Source organism: Nocardia sp. NBC_01377 (assembly GCF_045040005.1).
Lineage (GTDB): Bacteria > Actinomycetota > Actinomycetes > Mycobacteriales > Mycobacteriaceae > Nocardia > Nocardia noduli.
Genome location: NZ_CP109566.1, coordinates 6,175,281 through 6,199,493, shown reverse-complemented (window position 1 = coordinate 6,199,493; position 24,213 = coordinate 6,175,281). Strand labels below are relative to the sequence as shown.

Genomic DNA, 24,213 nt, shown 5'->3' with positions numbered 1-24,213 from the left:
GAGGCGGGCCGTGGTGAACCTACCTGCGGCTTGTTCGTCACAACCCGGTCGCGGGTCACCGGAGAAAGGCACCGCCCCTCTCCGTACGCTGAGTGCGTGACCATCGACCTGCGCGAGGATCCCATCGCACTGACCGCCGCTCTGGTGGACATTCCCAGCGTCTCGCTCGACGAGGCCGTGATCGCCGACATCGTCGAACGCGCGCTGCGCGAGCAGACCACCGGATTCGAGGTGCTCCGGCACGGCAACGTCGTCCTGGCCCGGACGAATCACGGCAAGCCGACACGGGTGATCCTGGCGGGGCACCTGGACACCGTGCCGATCGCCGACAACGTGCCGAGCAGATTCGACACCGACGCCGAGGGCGTGCCGGTGATGTTCGGCTGCGGCACCGTCGATATGAAATCCGGCGACGCGGTCTTCCTGCATCTGGCGGCGACCGTCGCCGATCCGGTCTGCGATCTGACGCTGATCCTCTACGACGGCGAGGAGATCGCCGCCGAACACAACGGGCTCGGCCATATCGAGCGCGATCTGCCGCAGTGGCTCGACGGCGATCTCGCGATCCTCGGCGAACCGTCCGGCGGCTGGGTCGAGGCGGGGTGCCAGGGCACCATGCGGGCGCGGCTCACCACCGAGGGCACCCGCGCGCATTCGGCGCGATCCTGGTTGGGCGACAACGCTGTTCACCGTCTGGCGCCGGTTCTGCAACGGCTGTCGGAGTATCAGGCCAGGCAGGTCGACATCGACGGATGCGTGTATCGCGAGGGGTTGTCGGCGGTGCGGGTCCAGGGCGGTGTCGCGGGCAATGTGGTGCCCGATATCGCCGAACTCGACGTGAATTTCCGCTTCGCGCCGGATCGTTCGGTGGACGAGGCCGTCGCCCACGTCCGCGAGGTCTTCGCGGGCCTGGACCTGCGTTTCGAGGTCACCGATTCCGCGCCGGGCGCGTTGCCCGGGCTGACCGCGCCCGCGGCGGCCGACCTCATCGCCTCGGTCGAGGCCCACGGTGGTGGCGGGGTGCGCGCGAAATACGGCTGGACCGATGTCTCCCGTTTCGCGGCGCGCGGCATTCCCGCCGTCAATTTCGGTCCCGGCGACCCCAATCTGGCCCACAAACGCGACGAACACGTGCCGACGGCGCAGATCACCGCCGTCGCCGCCATCCTCCGGAATTACCTCGTCGGCGGGGCCTGAATCCGGCGATCCCGTGTTGCCGTGAATACGCGCGGTGTTGTCCCGGTGGTTCGGCGCGTGAAACGCCGATCCCGGTAGCGTGGAGGTCATGTCTACCGACGCCGTCGAACCCGAGGTTGCCAGCTCACGGAAGTCGACCCCCAAGTATCGGGGGCCGATCATGTTCCGTCGCGACCGTAAGGCCGGTCTCGGCACCGCGGACCAGAATCTGCTCGATCGGCACGAGCCCAGCGGTTGGGTGCACACCGATCCGTGGCGGGTGCTGCGCATCCAGGCCGAATTCGTCGAGGGTTTCGGCGCGCTGGCCGAGGTGCCGCGCGCGGTCGCGGTCTTCGGTTCGGCGCGCACCCCGGTCGAACACCCCGAATACGAGGCGGGCCGCGCCATCGGCGCCGCGCTGGCCAGGGCCGGATTCGCGGTCATCACCGGCGGCGGTCCCGGGGCGATGGAGGCGGTCAATCGTGGCGCCTCCGAGGTGGGCGGCTATTCGATCGGGCTCGGCATCGAGCTGCCGTTCGAGCAGAGCCTCAACGAATGGGTCGACCTCGGGATCAACTTCCGGTATTTCTTCGCGCGCAAGACCATGTTCGTGAAGTATTCGCAGGCCTTCGTCTGCCTGCCGGGCGGATTCGGCACCCTCGACGAATTGTTCGAGGCGCTCACCCTGGTGCAGACCCGCAAGATCACCCGGTTCCCGATCATCCTGTTCGGCACCGCGTACTGGTCGGGACTGGTTGACTGGCTGCGGGATTCGCTCGGCGGCTCGGGCAAGATCTCGCCGGGAGATCTCGATCTGCTGCATCTGACCGACAGCGTCGAGGAAGTCGTCTCCATCATCGTCGACACCGCGGCGGCGGGCGGGAATGTCGACGCGCTCGGCACGGAGGACCAGTGGTGACCGCCGCCGGGTACTCGGTGTGCGTGTACTGCTCGGCCAGCACCGCCGATCCCGCGCACCTGTCCCTCGCGGCCCGGGTCGGCACCGAAATCGCCAGGAACGGTTGGCGATTGGTGTCCGGCGGCGGTCACGTCTCGATGATGGGCGCGGTGGCGACGGCCGCGCGCGCCGGTGGCGCGAAGACCGTCGGGGTGATCCCGAAACACCTTGTGCACCAAGAGGTCGCCGATGTGGGCGCGGACGAACTCATCGTCACCGACACCATGCGCCAGCGCAAACAGGTCATGGAGGATCGCGCCGACGCCTTCCTCACCCTGCCCGGCGGCATCGGCACGCTGGAGGAATTCTTCGAGGCGTGGACCGGCGGCTACCTCGGCCAGCACGACAAGCCGGTGGTCCTGCTCGACGCGGACGGTTTCTACGCGGGACTGCTCGGCTGGCTCGACGAACTGTACGAGCGCGGGTTCGTGACCAGGTACGCGATGGAGCGGATCACCGTCGTGACCGATCTGGCCTCGGCCTTCGCCGCGCTGCGCGGTTTCGCCGACGTCACAGTGAACGCTGAGGAGCATCAGGACCGGTGAGTACCGAAACCCGCACCACGGTAAGTCTTCTCGATCTCGTCAAAGCCCTCCCGGCGATGGCGCTCGACGCACCGGGCATGGTGCGCAACGCTGTCGGGATGCTGGTCCGGCCCGGTGACCGGGCCTCGATCGGCCTGTATTTCCAGCGCAACGCCCACCGGCACCCGCAACGGCTCTTCCTGCGTTTCGAGGGCAGCACCTACACCTATCAGCAGGCGAACGCGCAGGTGAACCGGTTCGCCAACGTCCTCACCGATCGCGGTGTCCGGCGCGGTGACGTGGTCGGCGTGCTGATGACCAACCGGCCCGAAACCCTGCTGCTCGCACTGGCCGTGGTGAAACTCGGCGCGACCGCCGGCCTGGTCAACCACAATCAGCGCGATCGGGTGCTCGCGCACAGTTTCGAATTGCTCGACAGTGTGCTCGACGTGGTCGGCGAGGAATGCCGGGAGGCGCTCGACTCGCTGCCGGAGCCGCTGCCGAATGTGCTGTACAGCGACGATCTCCTGGACGCGGCCGAATTCGCCGATCCCGACGATCCCGCGGTCTGCGCGCAGATCACCGCGGGCGAGCGGGCTTTCCTGATCTTCACCTCCGGCACCACCGGCCTGCCCAAGGCCAGCGTGATGACCCACCAGCGCTGGACCAAGAGCATGGCCGGGCTCGGCGGACTCGGAATTCGACTGCGCGGCAGCGACATCATGTACTGCTGCCTGCCGCTCTATCACAACAACGCGCTCACCGTCGCGCTGTCGTCGGTGCTCGCGGGCGGTGCGACCTACGCGCTCGGCCGCAAATTCTCGGCGGGCGGATTCTGGGACGAGATCATCCGGGAACGGGCCACCGCGTTCATCTACATCGGCGAACTCTGCCGCTATCTGCTCCGGCAGCCGCCCGCACCCGTCGATCGACAGCACCGGGTCCGGCTCGCGGTCGGCAACGGGTTGCGTCCGGAACTGTGGGACGAGTTCACCACCCGTTTCGGCATCGGCCGGGTGGTCGAGTTCTACGGCGCGAGCGAGGCGCCGGTGGCTTTCGTCAACGCGTTCGGCATCGACCGCACGGCCGGGGTAGGTCCGCTGCCGTACGCGATCGTCGAATACGACGACGAGACCGGTAAGGCCGCGCGCGGAGCCGATGGCAGATTACGGCGGGTCGGTTCGGGCGGCGTGGGACTGTTGCTCGCCAAGGTGACGGGCAGGCAGCCCTTCGACGGATACACCGACGCGCAGGCGTCCGAGGCCAAACTCGTGCGCGACGGTTTCGCCGACGGCGACGTCTGGTTCGACACCGGCGACCTGGTTCGCGACCAGGGCTGGTGGCATATCGCCTTCATCGACCGGCTCGGCGACACTTTCCGGTGGAAGGGCGAGAACGTCGCGACCACGCAGGTGGAGGGCGCGCTCAGCGAGAGCGAGGCGATCGAGCAGGCCGTGGTGTTCGGCGTCGACATTCCCGGAACCGACGGCAAAGCCGGAATGGCCGCCGTGACCCTGCGCCCCGACGCCGAATTCGACGGGAAGGCGCTCGCCGGGCTCGCCTACGACCGCCTGCCGTCCTATGCCGTCCCGCTGTTCGTCCGCGTGGTCGACGAACTCGAGCAGACCTCGACCTTCAAGAGCCGCAAGGTCGAACTACGCAAACAGGGATACGCGAGCGACGACGCGAGCACGCTGTACGTCCTCGCGGGCCGCGCCGACGGATACGTGCCCGCCTACGACGAGTACGCCGACGACGTGGCCGCGAGGCGCGCGCCCAAAGGGTGAGTGCCGGTGGTCTCAGGCCGCGACGCGGGAAGGGCGCAAAGTGTTCATCGGCGGACGGTCCGCCAGCGACACCTCGGTGCTGTGGGCGGTGAATTCGTCGCCGATCAGCGGGAACTGGGTGAGCGCCGCGCCGGAGTCCTGGACTCCGCTGCGACCGAGGACGGTGCCGAGGATCTGGCGGCTCATCACGCCCAGATCGGCGAGCGGACGGTTGCGGTGGGTGCGCACGCCCAGATTGACCTGGCCGATGGCATCGATGCCGAGCCGATCGTAGGTGTCGAGCAGCAGTCCGATCTCCACGCCGTAGCCGGGCGCGAACGGGACCGAGGTCAGCAGTTCCCTGGTGCCCGCGTATTCGCCGCCGAGCGGTTGCAGCACCTGTGACAGCTCCGGGCGCAGTGCGGCCAGCAGCGGTCGTGCCACGAGTTCGGTGACTCGGCCGCCGCCGTGCGCGTCGACGGAATCGCCCTGGCGCAGCGGCCGCCGGTAGTATGCCTTCACCAGGTGCATGCCCTCGACCGTCAGCAGTGGGCCGAGCAGTTTCGGCACGAAGGCCGGGTCCGGGTCGATGAGATCGGAGTCGACGAAGGCGATCAGGTCGCCGCTGGTCACGGCGAGCGAGCGCCACAGCACCTCGCCCTTGCCCGAGACCGGATCCAGTTCGGGAACCGCCTGTTCCCGGGTGATGACTTCGGCGCCGGCGGCCGCCGCGCGTTCGGCGGTGGCGTCGGTGGATCCCGAGTCGAGTACCACCAGTTCATCGACCAGGGTGCCGAGCAGGGGCCGGATACTGGCCACCACGTCGGCGACGGTGCCTTCCTCGTTCAGCGCGGGCAGCACGACCGAGACCGTGCGCCCGTTCTTGGCGGCGACGAGGTCGTCGACCGGCCATTCGGGGTTGTCGAAGGTGTTCGTAGTCGCCCAGGCGGGCTCGCGGTGTTGGAATTTCATACCAGACCTCGCAGGGTTCGTGCGGGGGGCCGGATGCCCTGGATCGCGGCGATCATGTCGACCACTCGCCGGGTCGCGGCGACTTCGTGGACCCGGAAGATTCGAGCGCCCGCCGCGGCAGACCATGCTGTCGCTGCCAATGTGCCCTCCAACCGTTCGGATAGGTCGACACCTAAAGTCTCCCCGATGAAATCCTTGTTGCTCAGTGCCATCAGGACTGGCCATCCGGTTTTTACAAGAACGTCGACTCCACGCAACAGTGCGAGCCCGTGATGGGTGTTCTTACCGAAATCGTGGGTCGGATCGATCAGGATCGAATCCCGGCGCACACCCGCGGCGAGCGCGTCCTCGGCCGCGCGCACCACCGTCTCGGTCACCTCCGCCACCACGTCGGCGTAGCGGACCCGGTGCGGCCGCGTCCGAGGCACCGCCCCTCCGGTGTGACTACAGACGATGCCGACCCCGAGTTCGGCCGCGACACGCACCAGATCCGGATCGGCGCCCGCCCAGGTGTCATTGATCAGGTCGGCGCCCGCGTCGACGGCGGCCCGCGCCACCTCGGCGCGCCAGGTGTCGATGCTGATCAGCAGCTCGGGATATTTGCCCCTGATGGCGGCGACGAACGGCACCACCCTGCGGGCCTCCTCGGCCGCGTCGACCAGATTGCCGGGACCGGCTTTCACCCCGCCGATATCGACCACGTCCGTGCCCTCGTCGACAGCGCGCGCGACCGCGTCCATGGCGGCCGAATCGCCGAAGGTCGCGCCCTTGTCGTAGAAGGAGTCGGGCGTCCGGTTGACGATGGCCATGACCAGAGCGCGATCCGTCGCCACCGGCCTGCCGCACAGAGTCGGTGACGGCACGGCGGTGGAGCTGAACATGCCCCCGACTGTACCGACAGGTATTCGCGGGCGGGTTCGGTACCGCCGTCCGGACGGCGGTACCACTCAGCGGTGGATGGGTCCGTCGAGCCGATCCAGCGGAAGGCCCGACGCGCCGCCGCGGACCGCGAGGATATGCGCGGCGATGGATATCGCGGTCTCGTCGGGGGTGTGGGCGTCCAGATCCAGGCCGAGTGGGCTGTACAGGCGCGCGAGCCGGTTTTCGCCGACACCGGCCTCGCGCAGTCGCTCGCGCCGTTCGGCGTCGGTGCGCCGGGAACCGAGCGCGCCGACGAAGGCCAGCCGGTCGATGGCCAGGGCGGCGGTGAGCATCGGCACGTCGAATTTCGCGTCGTGGGTCAGCACGCACACCACCGTGCGGTGATCGACGCGACCCGCGCGGTATTCGGCGTCGAGGTAGCGGTGCGGCCAGTCGACGACCACGTCGTGCGCGGCGGGGAAACGAGCGGGGGTCGCGAACGTCTCGCGGGCGTCGACCACGGTGACCCGGTAGCCGAGCCCGCGGCCGGTGTGGCTCAGCGCCCGCACGAAATCATTGGCTCCCGCCAGGATCATCCGCGGTGCGGTGGCGAAGACCTGGACGAAAGTCCGCGGACGTGTGGCGGATTCGGGCCCGCATTCCGCCGCGCCGACGATGCCGCTGCGCCCCGCGGCCAGCAACGCCGCGGCATCCCGATCGACGCGGCGCCACGGCTCGGAACCCCCGGGCCGCAACAACTTCCATTCGGTGGCGGACTCCAGCGTGGTCGCCAGCGCGACGGGTTCGCTCGCGGCGAGTGCGCCGCGCAGTTCGGTCAGCACCGCGAGTCTGCTCGCGTCGACCCGCTCGACGAAGATCTCCATCTCGCCGCCGCAGGTCAACCCGATCTCGATGCCGTCGGATTCGGCGTACCCGAAACGGTCGGCGGCGGCCTGTCCGCTCGCCAGCGCCGTCCGCGCCGAGTCGAGCACCGCCGCCTCGACGCAGCCGCCCGACAGCGATCCGACGATGGTGCCCGATTCGGTCACCAGCATCGCGGCCCCCGGCTGCCTCGGTCCCGCGCCGGTCGTCTCGATGACCCGCGCCAGGGCGACGGGTCCTGAGGGCAGCAGCCCGATGAGCTGTTCGAGTAAGGTGCGCACGGCCTCCGCTCCTCTCCTCGACGCCTCGCGCGGCCCGCCGTGAAGGCGGAGGACACGCGCCGATAGTTCGAGCGTAGCCACGAACCGCTGGTGGGTGCCCTGGAATGTGACGGTCGTGCGCGGGAATCGCTTTCCCGTGATCGCCTCGGGTGCCCGCCGATCGTTCGAGTGGCCACGAACCGTCGGCGGCCCGGAATTCGGACGGCCGAGGGTGTCGTCGTCGTGGACCCCGCACCGCACGGGACCGGTTCGCGATGTGGGCCGAGGGTATGCGCCGGTGCGTTGTGATCCGTCGTACGCAGGGGGCGCGATCGGGTGGCGACTACCTGTCGGTGCCGGACCGGATGTTCGGGTGGGGACGGTAGCCGGTGGGACGTCGGTCGGCGGTCACCGGCTCGGTCCGGCGGGGGTCGCTGGTCGGGCGCGCGATATCGACCAGGGTGGGAGAGTCGAAATCGGCGGCCCGATTCGACCTGGCGGGTGTGCGGAGTACGGACGGTCCGCCGAACGTGGCGGGCTCGGCGGGGTACTCCCCGGCGAGCCTGGCTTGAATCTGCGCCACTGTCAGGTGATCACGCGCGGAGCCGGTTCCGCGGAGGGCGACGGCGAGGATGCCGAGCATGCCCGCGACCACGAGGACCGTGCCGATGGCGACGACGAGGTTCACAACTGCCTCCCGTGGTGGGCGCTCGAAATGTCGTACGAACAGCCCGTCACACGACCCGGCTCGGCTCGGCTGCGGACCTCGCACCCACGAAACGTGCACCCGCTCACATTAGTGGTTATTTGTCAGCAATCTATATGTAGAAGAGGCTCTGTGGGCGGGCGGGACCGCGTGAGCTGTGCCACATGGCAGATCGGTGAGCCTGGGGCGGTACCCCATTGGGCCAAATCTGTGAGGCGGCAACCTGCCCGCTGTCGATTCGTGGGAGCCTCGCCGCGCGCGAAACCGATTCGGGCCGTGCGATATGCGATCAGCGGGCGGCCGAGGGTGGTCGAGGGCGGCCGAGGTCGGGCACGAGGGGGCGCAGGCGCCCTGGATGCGGTGCGAACACGCGCGACCGAGTGGGCCGAACCGCCCGGGCGGGCGTCGAACACGCGCCGAAGTTCAGCGACGGGTGCGCAGGGCCGCCGATCGGGAATCGGGGGGTTCGTGGCGGTAGACCGGGGTGAGCAGGTCGGCGTCGACGGGCTCACCGGTCGAGCGGTCGTAGCGGACCGCGATGAGGACCGAGAACAGATTGTTGGCCGCGCGCTCGTGCAGGGTGGCCAGGCGGGTGGCGAGCAGCCGGATCGCGCCGAGGGAGCCGGGTGGGTGCAGTCCGTCGATGAGCAGGCAGGTGCCGCGACCGTCGGGGCGGGGCAGGCGGGCCAGATAGGCGATATCGTGCGGCTCCGGGCCGCCCGGCCGGTACACGCGCCTGGCCGCCCTGTCCTCGATACCGCGGCGGGCGTCGCCCGCGCGGGTCACGGCGCGGCGCAGCCGGGGGTCGGCGGCGATGAGCTGGCGCAGACTCGGGGAGAGTTCGGGGCCGCCGATGGCGATGAGGCCGTCGCGGTTCAGGTCGATCGGGCGACCGGGCAGGAAGGTTTCGACCGTCGCGGTGAAACCGAGTTCGCGCAGCAGTTCGGCAAGTCGGGTGCCCGCGTTGGGATCGGGTGCGCCGAGGATGCGCCCGGCGCGGATCTCGGGGACGAGCACGGTCAGCGAGCCGTGCCCGAAGAACAATCCCTCGGGTGCGGGGCCCTGGGTGCTCACCTGATGGATGCGCGCACGGGAAAGTCCGGCGGCGGCACCGATTCTGGCGAAGGTCCAGCCCTCGGCGTGCAGTTCGCGGATGACCGCCCTGCGGATACGCGTTAGCTCGTTGATGGTCTGCTGCGCCGCCGCCACCCCGTCTGTGGCTGCCTTGAGTCTCTCGACCTTGTCCTCGATCGCAAAGACTCGCGCCACGTCATCGGCCGACATGTGCGAAGTCTAGACAGGTGGACACGCTCGTGTGTCTAGAACGCTTGACAGTCGAACTTCCAGACGGCTCAGTCCGTTTCGCGCGAAAAGTGTATTTCTACAGGTCAGGTGGCATCGTTGTCGATCGGCGGACGCTCGTTGCGCGCCAACGGCTTCTCGAGTTTCGGCATCGGGTGATCCGGCATGCCGCTCGCGGTGCCGAGGAGGTCGTCCTTGCTCGGCACCGCCTTCTCCAGATCGCGGAAGACCGAATCATCCCCGTTCAGCAAATGTTTGGTCACCACCGCGCGCGGACTCATCCCGCGCAACTCGTTCAGATCGGCCAGCGGCTTGCGCAGGTCGTCGAATTCCGGACCGAGTTCCTCTTTGAGTTGGGCGGTGGCCCCGCTCGCGTAGTCGCGTACCTGACGCAGGCTGCGCGTGGTCCAGCGAACCGCCCCGGGCAGCCGTTCCGGACCGAGGATCACGAGGGCGGCGACGAGCAGGATGAGCATCTCGCTCCAGCCGATATTGCTGAACACGAGTCCAGGCTACCTGGCGCGGGGGTCGCGACTCAGTCGGATTCCAGCGTGACAGGCACGTCGACCTGCCTGCCGTCTCGAATCAACTGCACGTTCACCCGGTCGCCGATCTTGTGGGCCTGCACCGCGACGGTCAGCTCCTCCGGACCTGTCACCTCGCGATCGCCGACCTTGACGATGACATCTCCCTCGACGATCCCCGCCTTCGCGGCAGGCCCATCGGGCGCCACGTCGGCCACCGCCGCGCCGCTCATCACGTCGTTGGCGACGGTCTTGGTGCGAGCGCTCACACCGATCATCGGGTGATGCATCTGACCGCTCTTGATCAGGTTCTGCGCGACATCGGTCATCACGTCCACCGGGATGGCGAAGCCGAGGCCGACCGAACCGCCGGTCTCACTGCGGATCGCGGAGTTGATGCCGATGACCCGGCCCTCCATGTCGACCAGCGCGCCGCCGGAGTTACCCGGGTTTATGGAGGCGTCGGTCTGCACGGCATCGATCACCGCGTTGGTGTCGCTGCCCTCGCCCTGGAGTTTCACCGGACGGTGCAGCGCGCTGACGATGCCGGAGGTGACGGTCTTGCTCAGCCCGAGGGGGGAGCCGATGGCGAGCACGTCGTCGCCGACCTGCACGTCCTGGGAGCGCCCGAGTTTCGCCACCGTGAGGTTCTTCACATCGACCTTGAGCACGGCCAGATCGGTCTTCGGATCGCGTCCGACGATGGTGGCGGGCACCCGGGTGCTGTCGGAGAAGGTGACCTGGATCGCGGCCCTGTTGCTCTTGTCCTGCGCGGCCATCGAGATCACGTGATTGTTGGTGACCACGTAACCCTCACCGTCGATGACGACGCCGGAACCGGTCGCGCCGTTCTCGCCGACCGTCACGCGAATCGAAACCACCGACGGCAGAACGGCATTGGCGACCTGGGAGATCAGCCCGTGCGGACGTTCGGTGGCATCGCTCTGGCGCAGGCTCACCGTGCGCGAGGTGAGGTTGGTCGACGCCTCGGCCGTGAGCCGCCCGACAAGTCCGCCGATCAGGCCGATGGCGAGCGCGACGACCGCGAGCACGGCCAACGCCTTGGGTGCCACCCGCGAGCCGAACAGCACTTCGCGCGCGGTGAGTCGGCGCGACTGCGGCAGCGGCTCGACCCGCGGCGTCGCGACGGCGGGGGCGCCGAGCGCGGCCGAGGAGTTCGGGTCGCGCCACGGATCGACGCGACCGGGCGCGCCGTCGGGCGTGTCCCCGGAATCGGGCTCGCGTTGCAACAGTTCGCTCGAACCCTCCGGCCTGCCGAACGCCTCGGCGAGCACGGCATCCGGTGGCCGGTTCTGCAATTCGGGACCGAGCGGCGCGATACCCGCGCCGCCGGTGCTCGCGGGCCGGTTCGCGGAGAAGGATCCCGTCTGGCCGCTAGGGCGGCGGAAGGCGCGCGTGGTGTGGGAGTCGACGTGGGGCCGATAGACCGGCCGGGGACCGAGAACGGGTGCGTCCGACGGCCTCAGGTTCCCCCTGTCGGCCGCCGAATCGGGGGTGTCGCCCGCCGCGGGCGCGTCAGACACGGGTCCGGTGTTCGGTGATTCGGTGGTCACTCGCCAAACTCTACTTGCGCCACCAGTTGGCCCACCGGGTCGTGGTGAACGAATCCGCCAGAAAACCGAAAACAGCCTCGTTTCGGGCGTTCCCGGCCTGCTGATGAGCCGCGCCGTTGGTGCCGGGCAGCTCGGCGAGCGGAATACGGGTCAGGCTGTCGTGCAGTCCGGTGGGAATCGATACCTGACCGGACTGGCGCAGCGCGATCCGCGCCTGCTGCTGCGCGTCCACCTCGGCCGCGCATTCGGGACACAGGGACAGATGTTGAGCGGCACGCAGGTACGCGTTCATCCGCAGTTCCCCGTCCACATAGGCCGCGATCGCCTCGCTGGCCAGATGTTCGGTGGGACGGAAACGCGGTGAAGGACCGGACGCGCTGGACTCACCACTCATTCGGTGCTCACCCTTCCAACCGATATCGACCACCTGCGCGGGTGATGCCGGTTTGCGACCGATCACCCGAGATTCGCGTCAGCGGTGAACCGCTGCTGAGATCCATTATGCGCAAGGTGGTCGCGCAATGCCTGACGCCCTCGATGGATGCGGCTGCGCACGGTGCCGAGTTTGACTCCGAGCGTCGCGCCGATCTCCTCGTAGGACAGGCCCTCGATATCGCAGAGCACGACCGCCGCGCGGAACTCCGGCGCCAGCGAATCCAGCGCGGATTGCAGGTCCGGGTCGAGTCTGGCGTCGTGGTAGGCGTCCTCGGGGGTCGGTCCTTCGGCGGGCACCCGCTCGTAGTCCTCGGGTAGCGCCTCCATCCTGATCCGGTTGCGTCTGCGCACCATATCGAGGAACAGGTTGGTGGTGATGCGGTGCAGCCAGCCCTCGAAGGTGCCCGGCTGATAGTTCGACAGCGAGCGGAAGACCCGGATGAAGGTTTCCTGGGTGAGGTCTTCGGCGTCCTGCGCGTCACCGGAGAGGCGGTAGGCCAATCGGTACACCCGGTCGGCGTGTTCGCGGACGAGTTCGTCCCACGACGGCATCGCGGCGCGGTCGCCGGTGGCGTCGAAGGCCGCGGTTCCGGTCAGCTCGCCGGGTTCGGGCAGGGCGTTCTCGTCGGGCCGTTCGGTGTCGAACGGCGGGATGTGATCGGGAAGTGTCGCGTATTCGCTCACCGCGGCGGGACGAGCCTGCGCTGTCGAGCCGACCGTATCCGGCAGCGGGTTCGCCTCCGGGCTTTTCCCCGAGTAGTCCCCCGAGTGCCCCGGCAGTGTCGCAAAGGAACCTTTGACCATGTGGATGGGGCTACCTCCTACTCGGGACCGTAAACGTTCGCCACGGTCGTGTTGATCCGGAATCCCGGACCCCCACCTAGGGGATACAACCGACTACCTGTATGTCGTTGTTCCCTGGTCCCGTGTAAACGGTCTGATGGTCTTACGTGTTCCCACTCTTTCCTGTCCTGATATGCCCCGGTTATGGAGATCCTGAGGGACACCTGAGAAATTTGTCTTTCCGGAAGTGTGACCGTGCGAATCCGCCCGCGCGGACCGGGAAAGCCGCAGATGACCAGGTAGCCGGGCGGCCGGGCGCGCCACCATGCGCGGATCGGCGGCGACGGCGGAAAACTATGCTCACACACTCACGAGCGGCGGAAAGACGCGGGGAGGCCGGGAAGCTAGCCTCATACGGTGGCATCGAACTTGGAGCGAAATCTCTCCTACGTGGAAGAATCCGTCGTGGAGGACGACATCCTGGTGAGCGCGCGCGAACGGGCCACCGAGTTGGGCGCGGCTCCGGTGCCGCCGTCGGTCGGAGCGCTGCTCAGCATGTACGCGCAGTTGCTCGGCGCGCGCGCGGTCGTCGAGGTCGGCACCGGCGCCGGTATCAGCGGCCTGTGGTTGCTCGACGGCATGCGCGAGGACGGCACGCTCACCACGATCGATTCCGAGCCCGAACACCAGCGCGCGGCCAAGGATGCCTTCCGTGCCGCCGAGATTCCCCCCGCGCGCACCAGGCTGATCAATGGCCGCGCCCTCGATGTGCTGCCGCGGCTGGCAGACGGTGCCTACGACCTGGTCTTCATCGACGCCGCGCCCCTGGAACACCCGCAGTACGTCGGTCAAGCCGTGCGATTACTCAGGGAGGGCGGGGCGATCATCTTCCACAACGCGTTGCTCGGCGGTCGTGTCCCCGATTCCTCCCAGCGAGATCCGGCCACCGCCGCGGTCAGGGCCGCCACCCGCGCCATCGCCGAGGACCCCGAACTCACCAGTGTGCTGATCCCCGTCGGTGACGGTCTGCTCTGCGCCTCGCGCGGCTGACCGAGGTTTCGATCGACCGTGCACTCCGGTTGGCCCGCGGTGCTCTCGTCCGCCGCCCTGCTCGTGGCATGGCCCGTGGTCGTCCTGCGCGCGCTGTACTTCGACCAGACCGGCGCGGATCGGCAGTTGGCCGCCATCATCGGCCTCGGACTGGTGAACTGCACCCTGCGTGAACCGAACTGTCAGCGGCTGATCACGATCGCGACGGGTGGACACCTCTCCGTACTGCTGATGTACCAACTGAGCGTTGTCGCGTTCGCCGCCAGTTCCGCGGCCGGTGTGCTGCTCGCCCGTGACGGACGTGATCGTCCGGTCCCCGGGATCACGCTCGCCGCGACCACCGGACTCTGGGTGCTGTCCGCCGTGGTGCTCGGCCTGGCCGAGGATCCCGCCGCCCTGGTACGCGGCGCCAGCGCGGAACCGATGGCCTTCGTCTACTTCGGGGGCGCGGTGCCGCTGGCTCTGCTGGTCGGAGTCGAATTCATCGCGCTCGGCAGGGCCGGACTGTCGATGGGCGGGGATCGAATCGAGACGGCGCTGCACGTGATGGTCATCGGGGTCGGGATCGTCAGCGTCGTCCAAGCGGTCAGTCGCACGATGACGGCGGTGCTGCTCGGAACAGGCCACCGCACGGCCCTCACCAGGTTGCAGGGAATCATCGACAACGACCTGATCTTCCCGACGGTGCTGGCGGGCACCGTGTTCTACGCCGCTCCGCTGATCCGGTCCGGTCTGGAACGAGTGCGGCTCGACGACTGGTCGCGGCGTGGGAAACAGTTGCTGCCGCTGTGGTCCGAACTCACCGCCGCCTGCCCGGAAATCGTGCATCGCGCACCGGGAATCGATCGCGTCGACAGCCGCTACCGCGTGTATCGCACAGTGGTCGAGATCCGCGATTGCATGCTGATCCTGTCCCGTCACACCCGCGCCCTCCCGCCGGAAGTCCGCGCTGCCATCGCGGCACGGGGGATGCCGGAGCCCGAACAGCGGACGCTGGAGACCGCCGTCGCGCTGCTGTTCGCGCTGCGCGCGCGAAGTTCGGGTCTGCCCACCGTGGCCGCCGTCGGCAGGGCAGCATCGATGGCCAAGGACATGGATTCGGAAATCGATGAACTGGCGCGGATGGCCGCCGTATGGCCGCTGGCGTGTGGAATAGCCACGCGGGGCGCGTGAACTCGATCGCGCTGGGTAAGCGGGAACCAATCGAGTTAGAGGTATCGCATGATCTGGCAACGTAGTTCCGAATTCACCGAGACAACAGCCCATCTCGGCCATATGGCCACCGAGCGTTCGACGCCGAGTTGGCTGACGTCGATCTTCGGCGTCTTCTTCCTGATTGTCGCGGCGGCGGTGATTGTGCTTCTGTTGGTGAGCAACGCCGACTTCGACACCGGTCCGCCGAAGACCCCGCCCGCGTCGGGAAGCTGTGAGCCCTTCTGTACGGGCGCGCCGCAGGCTCCCTGACAAGGGCGAATCCGTCGACGTCACCCCCGCCGGGCCGGAGAGTCACCCGCCCCTCCCGCCCGAGAGGGGCCGTGATGTTCCACAACAACGACGACGGCGTCGATTGGGGCGGCACGGCCGTGGTGCTTGTGCTCGTGCTGGTCGCGGCGGTTCTCGTGCTGATCGTGGTGAGCAACGCGGATTTCGGGAATCGCGACCGGCCGACGGCCCCGCGCACACCCGGCCCCTGCGAGCCGTTCTGCCCGGCGCCGCGCACACCGTGAACGGCGCGCCCGACCCCGGTCGGGTCAGACCCAGATTCCCTTGCCGACGGTGACGACACCGCCGTTGCTCACCGCGAATCGTTCCCGGTCGCGTTCGAGGTCGACACCGATGATCTCGCCCTCGGCGACCACCACGTTCTTGTCGAGAATGGCGCGACGCACCACCGCGCCGCGTCCGATGCGCACACCCGGCATCAGCACACTGCCCTCGACGGTCGCGCCGTCGTCTATCACCACGTTCGAACTCAACACCGAATTGCGCACGGTCGCCGCCGAGAGGATGCTGCCCGCGCCGATGATGGATTCCTGCGCGAGCCCGCCCTGTGCGAATTTGGCGGGCGGCAGATTCTCCGCCGCGCCGCGAATCGGCCAGTGCCGGTTGTACAGGTTGAACACCGGATGCACCGACACCAGATCCATGTGGGCGTCGTAGAACGCGTCGATGGTGCCGACGTCGCGCCAGTACCCGCGGTCACGGTCGGTGGCGCCGGGCACGTCGTTGTCGGCGAAGTCGTAGACGCCCGCCTGCCCCGCGGCTACCAGCGACGGGATGATGTCGCCGCCCATATCGTGATCGGAGTCGGAGTTCTCGGCGTCGGCGCGAATGGAATCGACGAGCACCTTGGTGGTGAACACGTAGTTGCCCATGGAGGCGAAGGTCATGTTCGGGTCGTCCGGGGTGCCCGGCGGATGGGCCGGTTTCTCCAGGAACTGGGTGATCCGACCCGAGTCGTCGGAATCGATGCAGCCGAAGGCGCTCGCCTCGCTACGCGGCACCCTGATGCCAGCCACCGTCACGCCCGCACCGGATTCGATGTGGTGCGACAGCATCTGCTCCGGATCCATCCGGTACACGTGATCGGCGCCGAAGACCACGATGTAGGACGGATCCTCGTCGTAGATCAGGTTCAGCGACTGCATGATCGCGTCCGCGCTGCCCGTGTACCAGCGCGGGCCGAGCCGTTGCTGGGCCGGAACCGGGGTGATGTACTCACCCGCGAAACCGGACAGTCGCCAGGTCTGAGAGATATGTCTGTCCAACGAATGCGACTTGTACTGGGTCAGTACGCACAGTCGTAGAAATCCTGCGTTCACCAAGTTGCTCAAGACGAAGTCGATCAGGCGATACGCACCCCCGAAGGGGACCGCAGGCTTGGCGCGATCCGCGGTCAGTGGAAACAGGCGCTTGCCCTCGCCACCGGCGAGCACGATCCCGAGTACGTGCGGCTGGCTCCTCACATTTGCCAAACTACCGTGAAGTGCGGGTGTGAGTGGCCCCCGCAGAGCCGAGCGTCTACTTTGAGACCGTGAGTTTCGGCACGGACGGCGGGCGCTCGGCGGCGGGATCCGGTGAAGCCGAGCAGTCACGCGAAGCATTGACGGCGGTCGGAGACGGGCCGCGGGACAGCGATGTCACCCCGGGCGACCGATTGCGGGTCGCCATGCTGACCCGGGAGTATCCACCCGAGGTGTACGGCGGCGCGGGCGTGCACGTCACGCAGCTCGTCGATCGACTCGGCGTGCTCTGCGATGTCACCGTGCACTGCATGGGCGTGCCCCGCACCGATGCCGTGGTGCACCAACCCGATCCGATGCTGTACGCGGCCAACGCCGCCATGCAGATGATGTCGGCGCAGCTGCGCATGGCCGACGCCGCCGGACACGTCGACGTGGTGCATTCCCACACCTGGTACACCGGGCTCGCGGGGCATCTGGCCGCGACGCTGTACGGGATCCCGCACGTGCTCACCGCGCATTCGCTCGAACCGCGACGTCCGTGGAAGGCCGAGCAGCTCGGCGGTGGTTACCGGCTCTCGTCGTGGTCGGAGCGCAACGCGGTCGAACACGCCGACGCGGTCATCGCGGTGAGCGAGGGGATGCGCCACGACGTGCTCGACGCATACCCGGCGCTGGACCCGGGCCGGGTCCACGTGGTGCACAACGGGATCGACGCGACCCTGTGGCATCCCGGCCCCGCCGACGCGGACGCCAGGCCGGTACTGGCCGAACTGGGGGTGCGTACCGACCTGCCCATCGCGGCGTTCGTCGGACGGATCACCCGGCAGAAGGGTGTCGGGCATCTGCTGGCCGCCGCCCGCGATTTCGATCCGGATATCCAACTCGTGCTCTGCGCGGGAGCCCCCGATACGAGGGAACTCGAAGTCGAGACCGCCGCGGCCGTCGATGAATTGCGGCAGCGCCGCGGCAATGTCTTCTGGGTCAGGGAGATGTTGCCGATCGAGCAGATCCGGCAGATACTCGCCGCCGCCACCGTTTTCGTCTGTCCCTCGGTGTACGAACCGCTCGGCATCGTCAATCTGGAAGCCATGGCCTGCGCCACGGCGGTGGTCGCCTCCGACGTGGGCGGGATTCCGGAGGTCGTCGGCGACGGACGCAACGGGCGGCTGGTCCACTACGACCCGGCCACCGCCGCCGACTACGAGCGCGCCCTCGCGGACTCGGTGAACGAGGTCGCGGGGAATCCTGCGCTCGCCGCGGAATTCGGCGCGGCCGGACGGGCAAGGGCCATCGCGGAATTCGACTGGGCCGCCATCGCCGCGCGCACCGTCGACGTGTACGAACAGGTACGCAAATTCTGATCCGCCCTCATATCGGACGGTAGGCGGCGACCACCACCGACGCGGTCACTTTCGTGTTCTCGTCGAGTGTGTCGAGCGCGGCGTTCCTCGACTCGTCGGCGACGTGGAATGCCGAGGGGCCCATGCCGACGACATGCGCGATATCGGTGCGCGACAGTGTCATCGGATATTCCACGCTCACCCGATCGATGGGGGAGAAATGTCCGGCGAGTGATTCGGTGAGGCGTTGCTGTTTGTCCGGATCCACCGTCACCATGCCCAGTCGGCCGACGAGTTCGCCCAGGTGTCGGGATGTGGGTGTGACGACGACGAATCGGCCGCCGGGTTCGAGTACCCGCGCCACCTCGGCCGGATTGCGCGGGGCGAAGGCCGCGAGGACCCCGGACACGGTATCGGCGCGCAGCGGCAGACCTCGCCAGGCGTCCGCGAGCACCGACGCCGCGCGAGGATGCGCGCGGGCGCAGCGGCGGGCCGCCGGTTTGGCGACGTCCACCGCGATGCCACGGGATTCCGGCACCGCGTCGAGGATCGCGGTGAGGTAGTAGCCGGTTCCGGCGCCCACCTCCACTATCGGGGCCGCGGGTCCGGCCTCGTCGAGAGTCGCGCCGATCGCGCCGACCACAGCCTGCGCGATCGGCGCGAAATGTCCCGCACCCTGGAACGCCGCACGAGCGTCCAGCATGGCGGGCGTATCGCCTGTCATCTTGGTCGACGAGCCGGTCAACAGGCTGACGTAGCCCTGTTTGGCGATGTCGAAACTGTGCCCGCTCCGGCAGCGCAACGCCCGGTCGGCGGCCTCGAGTTCGAGACCGCATTCCGGGCACGCCAACAGGGCGGCCACATCAGCGAGTGCCGGGTGCATGGGCGGCCTCGTCCGATCCCGATTCGTCGGGATCATCGGAAGGGCCGCCCTCGGCCCGGCACTCGCTTCGCTGCGGCCGGCTAGCTCGTGACACTCTTCAGTTCGTCGCCGAGCGCCGCTGCCTCATCCGGCGTGAGTTCGACGACCAGACGCCCGCCACCCTCGAGTGGAACCCGCATAACGATTCCACGCCCTTCTTTGGTTGCCTCGAGGGGACCATCCCCGGTGCGGGGCTTCATGGCCGCCATCCTCTGCTCCCTCCAGATCTGCGCGGTTTTCTGCGCACTTTCTTGGAACTCCAGTTGTCACCAACCAGCGAGCTCGCCGGCATTTGGCGAGCTACACCGATCTATTCTTCCCTATTGCCGATCTCGACGGATACCTGAGTTCGAAATGTGACCGGGAGGTCGGTGATCCGACGGCTTCAGCGGATCCAGCAATCGCTCAGATGGTCGTCGACCATTCCGGTGGCCTGCATCAACGCATACGCGGTCGTCGGTCCGATGAAACGAAATCCGCGTTTCTTCAATTCTTTTGCAAGAGCGATGGATTCGGGGCTGGTCGCGGGCACTTCAGCCAGCTCGCGCGGGCGCGGGCGCGCGGGCGGGGCGAACGACCAGATCAGCTCGTCGAGGCCGGTGTCGAGGGCGCGGGCAACCTCGGCATTGGCGATGGCTGCCTCGATTTTCGCCCGGTTGCGCACGATGCCGGTATCGGCGAGCAATCGCGCCACATCATCGTCGCCGAACTCGGCGACCCGTTCGATGGAGAATCCGGAAAATGCTGTCCGGAAGGCGGGGCGCTTACGCAGGATGGTGATCCACGCGAGCCCGGACTGGAATGCCTCCAGGCACATTCTCTCGAACATGGCGTCGTCACCGTGCAGTGGACGGCCCCACTCCTGATCGTGGTAATCGCGATACAGCTGAGAAGACTCCGCCCAGGGGCACCGAAATCGGCCGTCGCTCATCGTCGCGGCGGTCACGGCGAATCGGGGGTCGAGTGGTCACGGGGTCGCGCGGAATCGCCGTTCTGCCCCGAGTCCGGTCGTCGCGCTCCCGGATCGGCGGGCGCGCCCCGGTGCGGTGTCTCGGGTCCGTGCGGTGCCGAGGCATGCTCGGGCCGAGGATCGAACGGTGCGGTGCCCTCGGGCGGGGATACCTCCGGTGCCGGGCCGACGACCGGTTGCGCGCTCGTCAGCCCGGCCAGGGGTAGTGGCGGCGGATCGGATTGCCCGGACGGCACGCCCCACGGCGCACGCGGCGGTGCGGGCGTCTCCGGCCAGGGATGCCGGTACGGGACCGGAGCCGGGGCGGGCTGCGGGCCGGTCCGCAGCGCGCTCGCGGGTACGGCGGACTCGGCCGTACCGCCGCGCGCGTACGCCAATTCCCGTTGCAGTTCATCGATGCGGGCGGCCAGTCGCGCCAGCGCCCAGTCCACTTCGCCCGCCTTGTATCCGCGCACCACCTGCTGGAAGCGCAGCGCCCGCACATCGGCGCCGTTGATGCCGTCCGCGGGCAGCACGGTGGCCGTCGTGCCCTCGGGCAGCGGCCCCAGTTCCTCCCCCCGCCCGAACACCACACTCGCGAGCAGGAAGAGCATCGCGGCCACGAGGCCTACGATCAGCACGTAGAAAAGCAGCGTGAGCATGCCGATCAGCTTATTGGCACCGGCCGACACGTCGCACATGTCCTCGCGCGGGCCGCGCACATCTCCTCGCGCGCGGCCCGCGCCGGGACGTACTACAGGTGACGCGTGGTGTCGATGCCGAGCGACATCCCGGCCAGGCCACGCCGCCGCACCGCCAGTTTGTCGGCGACCTCGAGCAGGGCCTTGGCCGCCGCGCTCTCGGGATCGCGCAGCACGATCGGCGTGCCCTCGTCACCGGACTCGCGCACCGCCTGCTCGATCGGGATCTGACCGAGCAGTGGGACGTTCGCGCCGACCGCGCGGCTCAGGCTGTCGGCCACGGTCTGGCCGCCGCCCGATCCGTACAGATCCATCCGGGTGCCGTCCGGCAGATCGAGCCAGGACATGTTCTCGACGACGCCCGCGATGCGCTGACGGGTCTGCAACGCGATCGAGCCGGCCCGTTCGGCCACCTCGGCGGCCGCGAGTTGCGGGGTGGTGACGACCAGGATCTCCGCGCTCGGGATCAGCTGGGCGATGGAGATGGCGACGTCGCCGGTCCCCGGCGGCAGGTCCAGCAGCAGGACGTCGAGGTCGCCCCAGAACACATCAGCCAGGAACTGCTGAAGGGCCCGGTGCAGCATCGGCCCGCGCCACACGACCGGGGTGTTGCCCTGGGTGAACATCGCGATCGAGATGACCTTCACCCCGTGCGCGACGGGCGGCATGATCATGCGCTCGACCTGGGTGGGGCGCTGGTCGGTGCCGAGCATGCGCGGCACCGAATGGCCGTAGATATCGGCGTCGAGCACGCCGACCGACAATCCGCGCGCGGCCATGGCCGCCGCGAGATTGACGGTCACGCTGGATTTCCCGACACCGCCCTTACCCGAGGCCACCGCGTACACGCGAGTCAGCGAACCGGGCTGGGCGAAGGGGATCACCGGCTCGGGGGAGTCGCCGCGCAACTGCTTGCGCAGGTTGGTGCGCTGCTCGTCGTCCATGACGTCGAGTTCCACCGTGACCGCTCCGACGCCCGCGACGTCGGCGACCGCCTTGGTGACCCGCTGGGTGATCTCGGTCCGCAGCGGGCAACCGGCCGTCGTCAGGTAGATCTCGATGTGGACATTGCTGTCGGCGCCGATCCCGATGCTCTTCACCATGCCCAGTTCGGTGATCGGCTTGCGGATCTCCGGGTCGTCGACCTTTGCGAGGGCTCCCCGCACATCCGCTTCCGTAACCACTGACATTCCAGCGATTTTAGTCGTCTCAGATCCGGGGCAGTTCCGCGGGCTTCGGAGCGACGCCGTTGTTGTACGAGTTGGCCCACGCCATGACGTTCGCGACGTAGGCCATCGAGTTGTTGTAGCGAAGGATCGCGCGGGTCTGCTGGGACATGTCGCGCATGTCGAGTCCGCCGCTACAGAGGTACTTCCCGGCCGTCAGCGTGGCGTCGAAGAGGTTCTGCGGGTCGGCGACGCCGTCGTTGTTGCCATCGGCGGCGTAGCGCTTCCAGGTGTCGGGCAGGAACTGCATCGGGCCGATCGCGCGGTCGTACCCGCTGAGCCCGTCCAGCGCGCCGTCGTCGCTGTCGTGGATGACGTGGTTGCCGTACAGCGAGCCGTCGAGCACCGGGCCGTAGACCGGTGAGAGCGGATTACCGTCGGCATCGGCCTTGCCGCCGAAGGCGTGGGTCGATTCCACCCGGCCGATACCGGCGAGCATCGACCAGGACATCCCGCATTCGGGATCCTCGGTGTGCAAGACCTGTTCGGCGTTCTGGTAGGCGGCGACCGCGATGCCGGGAATGCCGAGCGGCCCGGCGGGTATCTCGGCGCGCGCCCGGTTGTCCGGCAGCGCAACGGTTTTGACCACCGGCGGAGCACGGAACCTCTGTTGCGCCATGGCGTGGTCCGCGGTCTCGTCGAGCGCGGCGGCCAGGCGCGCGCCGAGCGCGTCGCGATCTTCCTCGGGGGACGGTTGGATATCCGCCTGCATGGCGGGGTCCAAGTCGGAGGCGCCCGCGACGGCGATGACGCCGGCGGGGAGCAAACCTGACAGAGCTAGGACAGATGTTCGGCCGACTTTTACACCGGTCGAAGGTTTACGGTGACGCCCCACGGTGTGGTGCCCTCCTCCGCTTTCAAGATTGAAACTCTAGGAGAGGGTACCGCATTCGAGATCTTTTTGTTACTGCTTCGTGACCTCGATCGAGGTTTGGTCAGGGACCGACGGGCGGAAGCGGGATGACGATGTTGAACGGCAGGGTGATGCCGGGTTGGGGCGTCGGCGCGGGCGCCGCTTCCTGCTGCGGGGCCTCGGGCAGTTCGGGTTCCGGGGTTTCGGCGGGGACGGCCTCGGGAGCCGCCTCCGGCGCGGGTGCGGGCACGGTCGCCCGCTGGTCGCCGATATCGGGCATCAGCGGCGCGCAGGCCGGCGCGGGTGCTATCGCCTGCGGGTCCCGCTGTTCGCCCGCGCCGAAGGTCTTGGCCGCCGGGGGGAGCGCGGGATCGCCCGGGCGCGGCATCGGCGCCGGAATAGTCTGCGTCTCACACGGATTCGCGGGCGGCGCGGGAGCCGGGCAGAAGATGCCGCACGGGATCGGCGGCAGGCCGGGGATGGTGATCATCACCTGGGTCGGGGCGGCCGGGTCGACCGTGGTCGGCGCGTTCGGCGGCAACTCGGCCTGGGTGGACGGGCTCGGCGTCGTCCTGTTCGCCGCCAGCATGTCCGGATTCGGCGCCTGACCGGGCGGGATCAAGCCGGGGTAGATGCGGTCCTGGCTCGGCTTGCCGCCGGTGCGATAGGCCGCCGACCAGCTCAAGACGTTGGCGGCGTAGGACATCGAGTTGTTGTAGCGCAGCACGGCCCGCAGTTCCTGTGCCGGATCGCGCAGGTTCAGCCCGCCCGAGCACAGGTACTTGCCCGCCGCGACGGTCGCGTCGAAGACGTTGTGCGGATCGGCGACCCCGTCGCCGTTGCCGTCGGAGGCGTAGTGGCTCCACGTGCTCGGCAGGAACTGCATCGGCCCGAGCGCGCGCACGTAGCCGCCGTCGGTGGCCTGGATGACCTCGTTGCCGGGCAGGGTGCCGTCGAGCGCGGGGCCGAGGATCGGGGTGACCGTCGTGCCCGCGGCGTCGGTTCGCCCACCGCTCGCGTGACCGGATTCGATCCGTCCGATTCCGGCGAGCAGATTCCACGGCAGTCCGCAGTCCGGCGCCGCCGATTCCATTGCCAGCTCCGCGTTGCGATAGGCCGCGAGCACGATTTCCGGGATGCCGAGCGCGCCGCCGGTGGCGGGCAACACGATGTCACGAAGCGGAACCGTTCCGGCGACGGGGGCGTTACCGTCGGCGGGCGGCGTCATTGCCGTGAGTTTGCGGGGTGTCTGGGGGGTTACCGGTAGCAAGCCGACTGTCCGGGACAGCTCGGCTTCCTTGGTATTGTCTGGCGCGTTGCCCGTGCCGCCGGGGCCGTTGGATGCGGCCAGTAACGCGTCGGTAGCCTGCGGTGCCGTGGTCTCATCGGTGGTGTTGGTACCCGATCCCGTGACGACGAGACCCGCCACTACCAGGGCCGACACGGTAATTGGAGCAGATATACGCATTCGGCCACACCAATC

At 68.4% G+C, this 24,213-nt stretch carries 24 protein-coding genes and 2 pseudogenes; 9 read left to right on the top strand and 17 right to left on the bottom strand.

The genetic code is table 11. The annotated features are described in order from the left end of the window. The first annotated feature begins 96 nt into the window (after positions 1-96). From dapE to OG225_RS28660, 4 genes are all read left to right on the top strand, one after another. Positions 97-1,197 (top strand): succinyl-diaminopimelate desuccinylase, encoded by a 1,101-nt coding sequence (gene dapE, locus OG225_RS28675; protein ID WP_405178095.1) that lies wholly within the window; start codon positions 97-99, stop codon positions 1,195-1,197. An 88-nt stretch (positions 1,198-1,285) separates the two neighbouring features. Further along, a complete protein-coding gene (locus OG225_RS28670; RefSeq protein WP_405178094.1) occupies positions 1,286-2,095 on the top strand; it encodes a TIGR00730 family Rossman fold protein in 810 nt (269 codons plus the stop codon). Continuing rightward, on the top strand, positions 2,092-2,679 hold the full coding sequence (locus tag OG225_RS28665; protein WP_405178093.1) for a TIGR00730 family Rossman fold protein: 588 nt from the start codon (positions 2,092-2,094) through the stop codon (positions 2,677-2,679). The genes OG225_RS28670 and OG225_RS28665 overlap by 4 nt, the downstream gene beginning before the upstream one ends. After that, positions 2,676-4,445, top strand: a complete 1,770-nt coding sequence (locus OG225_RS28660) for a long-chain-acyl-CoA synthetase (RefSeq protein ID WP_405178092.1) — start codon at positions 2,676-2,678, stop codon at positions 4,443-4,445. The genes OG225_RS28665 and OG225_RS28660 overlap by 4 nt, the downstream gene beginning before the upstream one ends. A gap of 12 nt (positions 4,446-4,457) precedes the next feature. Here the strand turns inward: OG225_RS28660 and OG225_RS28655 are convergent, their stop codons facing one another. The 9 genes from OG225_RS28655 to sigE form a co-directional block, all read right to left on the bottom strand. Continuing rightward, positions 4,458-5,396: a glucosyl-3-phosphoglycerate synthase gene (locus tag OG225_RS28655; protein WP_216908948.1), complete on the bottom strand. Its 939-nt coding sequence runs from the start codon at positions 5,394-5,396 to the stop codon at positions 4,458-4,460. Continuing rightward, positions 5,393-6,277, bottom strand: a complete 885-nt coding sequence (folP, locus tag OG225_RS28650) for a dihydropteroate synthase (RefSeq protein ID WP_405178091.1) — start codon at positions 6,275-6,277, stop codon at positions 5,393-5,395. The genes OG225_RS28655 and folP overlap by 4 nt, the downstream gene beginning before the upstream one ends. Before the next feature lie 66 nt (positions 6,278-6,343). Continuing rightward, positions 6,344-7,420 carry an XdhC family protein gene (locus OG225_RS28645; protein WP_405178090.1) on the bottom strand — a complete coding sequence of 359 codons (1,077 nt, stop codon included), beginning with the start codon at positions 7,418-7,420 and terminating at the stop codon, positions 6,344-6,346. A gap of 322 nt (positions 7,421-7,742) precedes the next feature. Continuing rightward, positions 7,743-8,087, bottom strand: a complete 345-nt coding sequence (locus OG225_RS28640) for a hypothetical protein (protein WP_405178089.1) — start codon at positions 8,085-8,087, stop codon at positions 7,743-7,745. A gap of 441 nt (positions 8,088-8,528) precedes the next feature. Further along, positions 8,529-9,389, bottom strand: a complete 861-nt coding sequence (locus OG225_RS28635; RefSeq protein WP_216908956.1) for a hypothetical protein — start codon at positions 9,387-9,389, stop codon at positions 8,529-8,531. 104 nt (positions 9,390-9,493) lie between these two features. Further along, entirely contained in the window at positions 9,494-9,910 is a 417-nt protein-coding gene (tatB, locus tag OG225_RS28630) for a Sec-independent protein translocase protein TatB (RefSeq protein ID WP_216908957.1), read from the bottom strand. 32 nt (positions 9,911-9,942) lie between these two features. Then, a complete protein-coding gene (locus OG225_RS28625) occupies positions 9,943-11,505 on the bottom strand; it encodes a trypsin-like peptidase domain-containing protein (RefSeq protein ID WP_405178088.1) in 1,563 nt (520 codons plus the stop codon). A gap of 10 nt (positions 11,506-11,515) precedes the next feature. After that, the gene (locus OG225_RS28620) at positions 11,516-11,899 is read right to left on the bottom strand and encodes a hypothetical protein (protein WP_405178087.1); all 384 of its coding nucleotides are present in this window, start codon (positions 11,897-11,899) and stop codon (positions 11,516-11,518) included. A gap of 62 nt (positions 11,900-11,961) precedes the next feature. Continuing rightward, on the bottom strand, positions 11,962-12,594 hold the full coding sequence (sigE, locus tag OG225_RS28615) for an RNA polymerase sigma factor SigE (protein ID WP_405183396.1): 633 nt from the start codon (positions 12,592-12,594) through the stop codon (positions 11,962-11,964). 546 nt (positions 12,595-13,140) lie between these two features. On the opposite strand from sigE, the gene OG225_RS28610 reads away from it, so the two are divergent. The 4 genes from OG225_RS28610 to OG225_RS28595 all read left to right on the top strand — a co-directional run bounded on the left by OG225_RS28610 (position 13,141) and on the right by OG225_RS28595 (position 15,500). Beyond that, positions 13,141-13,773, top strand: coding sequence for an O-methyltransferase (locus OG225_RS28610; RefSeq protein WP_405178086.1), 633 nt, complete (start codon positions 13,141-13,143; stop codon positions 13,771-13,773). Between the two features lie 18 nt (positions 13,774-13,791). After that, positions 13,792-14,946: a DUF6545 domain-containing protein gene (locus tag OG225_RS28605; RefSeq protein WP_405178085.1), complete on the top strand. Its 1,155-nt coding sequence runs from the start codon at positions 13,792-13,794 to the stop codon at positions 14,944-14,946. A gap of 48 nt (positions 14,947-14,994) precedes the next feature. Continuing rightward, positions 14,995-15,237 (top strand): hypothetical protein, encoded by a 243-nt coding sequence (locus OG225_RS28600; protein WP_405178084.1) that lies wholly within the window; start codon positions 14,995-14,997, stop codon positions 15,235-15,237. Between the two features lie 74 nt (positions 15,238-15,311). Further along, the gene (locus OG225_RS28595) at positions 15,312-15,500 is read left to right on the top strand and encodes a hypothetical protein (RefSeq protein WP_405178083.1); all 189 of its coding nucleotides are present in this window, start codon (positions 15,312-15,314) and stop codon (positions 15,498-15,500) included. Positions 15,501-15,524: 24 nt separating this feature from the next. On the opposite strand, the gene glgC is transcribed toward OG225_RS28595, so the two are convergent. Then, positions 15,525-16,739: a glucose-1-phosphate adenylyltransferase gene (gene glgC / locus OG225_RS28590; protein WP_405178082.1), complete on the bottom strand. Its 1,215-nt coding sequence runs from the start codon at positions 16,737-16,739 to the stop codon at positions 15,525-15,527. A 191-nt stretch (positions 16,740-16,930) separates the two neighbouring features. On the opposite strand from glgC, the gene glgA reads away from it, so the two are divergent. Beyond that, on the top strand, positions 16,931-18,100 hold the full coding sequence (glgA, locus tag OG225_RS28585; protein WP_405183395.1) for a glycogen synthase: 1,170 nt from the start codon (positions 16,931-16,933) through the stop codon (positions 18,098-18,100). A 7-nt stretch (positions 18,101-18,107) separates the two neighbouring features. Here glgA and OG225_RS28580 read toward each other — a convergent pair whose 3' ends face one another. The 7 genes and pseudogenes from OG225_RS28580 to OG225_RS28550 all read right to left on the bottom strand — a co-directional run bounded on the left by OG225_RS28580 (position 18,108) and on the right by OG225_RS28550 (position 24,174). Next, the gene (locus tag OG225_RS28580; protein ID WP_405178081.1) at positions 18,108-18,962 is read right to left on the bottom strand and encodes a putative RNA methyltransferase; all 855 of its coding nucleotides are present in this window, start codon (positions 18,960-18,962) and stop codon (positions 18,108-18,110) included. Between the two features lie 80 nt (positions 18,963-19,042). After that, positions 19,043-19,210 (bottom strand): DUF3117 domain-containing protein, encoded by a 168-nt coding sequence (locus OG225_RS28575; RefSeq protein ID WP_011211259.1) that lies wholly within the window; start codon positions 19,208-19,210, stop codon positions 19,043-19,045. A gap of 101 nt (positions 19,211-19,311) precedes the next feature. Further along, a pseudogene (locus OG225_RS28570) lies at positions 19,312-19,932 on the bottom strand (DNA-3-methyladenine glycosylase I). Between the two features lie 368 nt (positions 19,933-20,300). Further along, positions 20,301-20,612 (bottom strand): annotated as a pseudogene (locus tag OG225_RS28565) (DivIVA domain-containing protein); the annotation flags it as partial. A gap of 92 nt (positions 20,613-20,704) precedes the next feature. After that, complete coding sequence (locus OG225_RS28560) at positions 20,705-21,841, bottom strand: Mrp/NBP35 family ATP-binding protein (RefSeq protein ID WP_405178080.1); 1,137 nt, start codon at positions 21,839-21,841, stop codon at positions 20,705-20,707. A gap of 19 nt (positions 21,842-21,860) precedes the next feature. Next, positions 21,861-22,712, bottom strand: coding sequence for a lytic transglycosylase domain-containing protein (locus OG225_RS28555; RefSeq protein WP_405178079.1), 852 nt, complete (start codon positions 22,710-22,712; stop codon positions 21,861-21,863). 100 nt (positions 22,713-22,812) lie between these two features. After that, entirely contained in the window at positions 22,813-24,174 is a 1,362-nt protein-coding gene (locus OG225_RS28550) for a lytic transglycosylase domain-containing protein (protein WP_405178078.1), read from the bottom strand. Between the last annotated feature and the right edge of the window lie 39 nt (positions 24,175-24,213).